Below are 4,907 nucleotides of genomic sequence, written 5' to 3' on the forward strand. Positions count from 1 at the left end.
GTCGAGGTACAAGTCCGAGTTCCTGGCCAATATGTCGCATGAACTGCGCACACCGCTCAACAGCCTGCTGATACTGTCCCAGCAACTCAGCGAAAACCTGGACGGCAACCTGACATCCGAACAGATCGAGTTTGCCCGCACCATCCACGGCTCCGGCAGCGACCTGCTGACGCTGATCAATGACATCCTCGACCTGTCCAAAGTCGAATCGGGCACGGTCTCGCTTGAGATCGGCGAGCTACGCTTCTCGCATTTGCGCAGCTATGTCGAACGCATCTTCCGGCACATGGCGCAGGCGCGCGGGCTGGACTTCCGGATCGATCTTGATGACAATCTGCCGCCGTCGCTGATGATCGACACGATGCGCTTGCAGCAGATCCTGAGGAATTTGCTGTCGAATGCATTCAAATTCACCGAGGCGGGTGAGGTGTCGCTGGCCATCAGTGTGGCGGATCAGGGCTGGACGCCGGACCATCCGGCCCTGGCCAGCGCACAGCGCGTGATTGCCTTTGCCATCGCCGATACCGGAATTGGCATCGCCAACGAAAAGCTGCGCCTGATCTTTGAAGCGTTCCAGCAGGCTGACGGCAGTACTGCCCGACGTTATGGCGGCACCGGGCTGGGCCTGTCGATCAGTCGCGAACTCGCGCGCCTGCTCAATGGCGAGATCCAGGTAAAAAGCGTGGTCGGCGAGGGCAGTGAATTTACGCTTTACCTGCCGTGGCATGCGCCTGAATTCGTGCAGGCACATGAATCGGCCGATGACGCCAGCGAGTACGCCAGCCGCAGCGTGGCGCCAGCCAGCGCAAACGCCCCCGCACGTTTGCCACTTGCGGTGTCGCAGGCGGCACCGTCGCCCACCGCAGGTCCGGGCCAGCATGACGATGACGACGAGGGGGGCGATGGCATGCTCAACGGTCGCAAGGTATTGATCGTGGATGACGACTTGCGCAATATTTTTGCACTCAGTTGCGTCATGGAGCACGAGAAAATGGCGGTGGTGTTTGCCGAGAGCGGAAAAGATGGCATCGCCATGCTGGAGTCGGATCCGGATATCGAACTGGTGTTGATGGATGTGATGATGCCGGGCATGGACGGCCATGACACCACGCGCGCGATTCGGCAGATCGAGCGCTTTCGCGAGCTGCCGATCGTGACGGTGACCGCCAAGGCCATGAAGGGCGACCGGGAAAAGGGCATTGCTGCCGGCGCTTCGGACTACATTACCAAGCCGGTGGATGCGATGCAGTTGCTGGCCATGATGCGGCGCTGGTTGCCGGACAAGTAAGAAACCGATTGTGCGCCCGGCTCGGCGCGCAGGCACGTGGTCTCCGATCAGGCGCTGCTGGCGAGAAGCCATTGCCCGATTGTTAATTCCATTGTGGATGACATCTGCGCTGCCTCACTTTCCCTTCAATTCCTGCTGACCGAACACCGCACAGTACTGTATGCTTGTACAGTAATGTGCGGTGTTTTACTTTCCACTCTTACAACGGAAAGCCATGTCAGCTATCTCCTTATCCCTTCCTCCCGCACTCGCGCATGCCGTCTGGCGTGCCAACCAGGTTGGCGTCTACCAGGGCGCAGCCAGCAGTTCCGGTTATCCGGTGCTGGACGCGGCATTGCCACAATCGGGCTGGCCCAGCGGCGCCTTGATCGAGCTGTTGTTGCAGCAATCAGGCATTGGCGAATTGCGCCTGCTACAGCCAGCACTCGAGGCGATTGCACGCCGGCGTTCGGTGGTGCTGGTGCAGCCGCCCTGCCTGCCGCAGGCCGCTGCCTGGCAGGGGTGGGGATTGCCGCCGCAGCAGCTGCTATGGATCCGCACGCAACAGACGGCCGATGCGCTATGGAGCGCAGAACAGGTGCTGCGCAATGGCAGTTGCGGCGCCTTGCTGTTGTGGCAGCAGCAAGTGCGGCCGGAAGCACTGCGCCGCCTGCACCTGGCAGCGCAGGCGACCGATACCTTGTTCTGGATGATGCGCCCATTGGCGGCGGCGCAAGACAGCTCTCCCTCGCCATTGCGGCTGGCCTTGCGGCCGGCAGCAGGCGGATTGGCGCTGGAAATCATCAAGCGCCGCGGTCCGCAAATGGACGACACCTTGTTCATCGCGTTGCCGCAGGCAGCGCTTTACCTGAATCGATATTGGAATCATGCGACTGTGGATAGGCGTGACCCTGCCCCTGTTGCCGCTGGAAATATTCCAGCCGCAATGGTGTGAAGACGGGCCGCATGCGGTGCTGGAGCAGGAGCGGGTGCTGGTCATGAACGGCGCGGCAGCGCGCCTGGGCGTGCGCGCCGGATTGCGGCGCGGTGGCGCGCAGGCGCTGGCGCCAGAAACGGTCTTGCATGAGCGCGACCCGGTGCGCGAACAGCAGGCTTTGCAGGCGCTCGCCTTTTGCCTGTTGCAATACACGCCGGAAGTCGCGTTCACCGGCGCGGCGCAACTGGTGATGGATGTCACGGCCAGCCTGCGCGCTTTTGGCGGGCGCCTGGCATTGTGCCGGCGCGTGCGCGCCGGTCTGCGCTTGCTGGGGTTCACGGCCCGGCTCGGCATGGCCCCCACTGCACTGGGCGCGCGCTTGCTGGCCGATGCACCGCCGCCTGGCGCGGGCCAGGTGGGCGGCGGTCAGGTGTCAGCGCGGCGGCGCGTCGTGCGGCTGGAGCGGCTCACAGCGGTGCTCGATGCCTTGCCTGTGGGCCTGCTGGCGGCAGCGCGGCCGCATCATGACTGGCTGCAAGGCATCGGTTGCAGCACGCTGGGCGAATTGCGGCGGCTGCCGCGTGCCGGCCTGCAGCGGCGCAGCAGCAAATTGCTGCTCGATGAACTCGACCGCGCCTATGGGCAGTCGCCGGAGCTGCATGACTGGGTGGCGGTGCCGCCGGTATTTGCCGCGTATGCCGAACTGCCGTACCGGACCGAACATTCCGATGCCATCCTGCTGTCGGCCAACGGCCTGTTGTTGCAGATGATCGGCTGGCTGGTGGCGCAGCAACTGGCGGTAACGCGGCTGCAATTGTCGATGGAGCATGAGCGCGGCCGTACTGCCGTGCCACCGACCTTGCTGGAAATCGTGCTGTCCGAGCCGGCCTGGCAGGAAGCGCACTTGCTGCGCCTCCTGAAGGAACGGCTGGAGCGCATGGCCCTGGTGGCGCCAGTGATCGCCTTGCGTTTGCACGCCGTGCAATTGCAGCCGCTGGCGCCGCCAACGGCGTCCTTGTTCCCCGAGCCCGGCGGCACGCCGGCCGATTATCACCGGCTGCTGGAATTGCTGGTGGCGCGGCTGGGTGAAGATGCCGTGCTCACGCCGGCGCCGCTGGCGGACCACCGGCCCGAAATCTGCAATCGTTGGCAGCCGGCGACGCGCGCACCGGCCGCGCGCGAACGTGCCGGCGCCGGCTTGGCCGGAACCGATTCCTCGCTGAAAACCGAGCGACCATTCTGGTTGCTGGCCCAACCCCTGGCGCTGCTGGTACGCGAGCATCGTCCTTTTTATGGTTCGGCCTTGCGGCTGGTCAGCGCGCCCGAGCGGATTGAAAGCGGCTGGTGGGATGGCAATTTCGTCGCCCGCGATTATTTCATTGCGATCGGCGCGGAGTCGGCCTGCTACTGGGTGTATCGCGAACGCGTCGGCGACCAAGTGCGCTGGTTCCTGCACGGGCTGTTCGCCTGACGGCATGGAGGACGCGATGCAAGCTTCTGCTGCGCAGGGCATGTTGCCGGCTTACGTCGAGCTGCAATGCGTGTCCAATTTCAGTTTCCTGCGCGGCGCGTCCCATCCGGAAGAGCTGGTCGAGCGCGCTGCACAACTCGGCTACAGCGGCCTGGCGCTGACTGACGAATGTTCGCTGGCGGGCGTGGTGCGGGCGCACCTGGAAGCCAGCAAGCATGGCTTGCCCTTGCTGATCGGCAGCCAGTTGCGCTTGCAGCAGGAGCAGGGCGCTGCGGCATTCTCGGTGATTGCGCTGGCGCAGGACCGGGAGGGCTACGGCAACCTGGCCGAACTGATCACGCTGGGCCGTACCCGCGCGGTCAAGGGCAGCTACCGTCTGGACGCTGCCGACCTGGCCGACCCGCCGGCACAGCACGCGCACTTGCGCGGCCTGCCTGCTTGCCTGCTGGTGCTCACGCCGGAGCATGGACTGCCGGCGCCGCTGCTGCTGCAGCAGGCAAGCTGGCTGGCCCGTCATTTCCCGGGACGCGCTTACCTGGCGCTGACCGTGCTGCACCGGGCTGGCGATGACTTGCACCGGCGCACGGTGGAACAGGTGGCGGCAGCGCTGGGCCTGCCGGTGGTCGCCAGTGGCGATGTCTGCATGCACCGCCGTTCACGCAAGCCGCTGCAGGACACCTTGACCGCGATCCGGCTCGGCCGGCCGGTGGCGCAATGCGGCCATGAGCTGGCGCCGAATGCCGAGCAGCATTTGCGTTCGCGATTGCGGCTGGCCAACCTGTATCCGCCGGCCGTGCTGGCAGAGACGCTCAGGCTGGCGCAACGTTGCCGCTTTTCGCTGGCCGAGTTGCGCTATGAATATCCGGACGAGCTGGTGCCGCCGGGGGAGACGCCGGCCGGCTACTTGCGGCGTGAGACCTATATCGGCGCCCATCGCCGCTTTCCGGACGGCATTCCGGCGTCGGTGCAGGCACAGATCGAGCACGAGCTGCAACTGATCGGCGAGATGTCCTACGAGCCGTATTTCCTGACCGTGTACGACATCGTGCGCTTTGCCAGGAGCCGCCAGATCCTGTGCCAGGGACGCGGTTCGGCCGCCAACTCGGCGGTTTGCTATTGCCTGGGCATTACGGAGGTGGATCCGGCGCGTGGCAACCTGTTGTTCGAGCGTTTCATTTCCAAAGAGCGCAATGAGCCGCCCGACATCGATGTCGACTTCGAGCACCAGCGGC

4 protein-coding genes are annotated in these 4,907 nt (G+C 64.7%); all 4 read left to right on the plus strand.

Going from position 1 to position 4,907, the window contains the following annotated elements:
* Positions 1 to 1,288, plus strand: a 1,288-nt coding sequence (locus tag Q7T64_RS14000; protein WP_304796941.1) for an ATP-binding protein, incomplete at its 5' end; no start/stop codon positions are given.
* Positions 1,289 to 1,502: 214 nt separating this feature from the next.
* On the plus strand, positions 1,503 to 2,222 hold the full coding sequence (gene imuA, locus Q7T64_RS14005) for a translesion DNA synthesis-associated protein ImuA (protein ID WP_304796943.1): 720 nt from the start codon (positions 1,503 to 1,505) through the stop codon (positions 2,220 to 2,222).
* The gene (locus Q7T64_RS14010) at positions 2,155 to 3,675 is read left to right on the plus strand and encodes a DNA polymerase Y family protein (RefSeq protein ID WP_304796944.1); all 1,521 of its coding nucleotides are present in this window, start codon (positions 2,155 to 2,157) and stop codon (positions 3,673 to 3,675) included. The genes imuA and Q7T64_RS14010 overlap by 68 nt, the downstream gene beginning before the upstream one ends.
* 16 nt (positions 3,676 to 3,691) lie before the next feature.
* Positions 3,692 to 4,907 (plus strand): PHP domain-containing protein (locus Q7T64_RS14015; RefSeq protein WP_304796946.1); only part of this gene is annotated, 1,216 nt, incomplete at its 3' end.

The organism is Lacisediminimonas sp. (assembly GCF_030645335.1).
GTDB lineage: Bacteria > Pseudomonadota > Gammaproteobacteria > Burkholderiales > Burkholderiaceae_D > Lacisediminimonas.

Coding starts and splice junctions, on each gene's coding strand:
- Q7T64_RS14010 (WP_304796944.1), top strand. CDS start 2,155: ATGCGACTGTGGATAGGCGTGACCCTGCCCCTGTTGCCGCTGGAAATA.
- imuA (WP_304796943.1), top strand. CDS start 1,503: ATGTCAGCTATCTCCTTATCCCTTCCTCCCGCACTCGCGCATGCCGTC.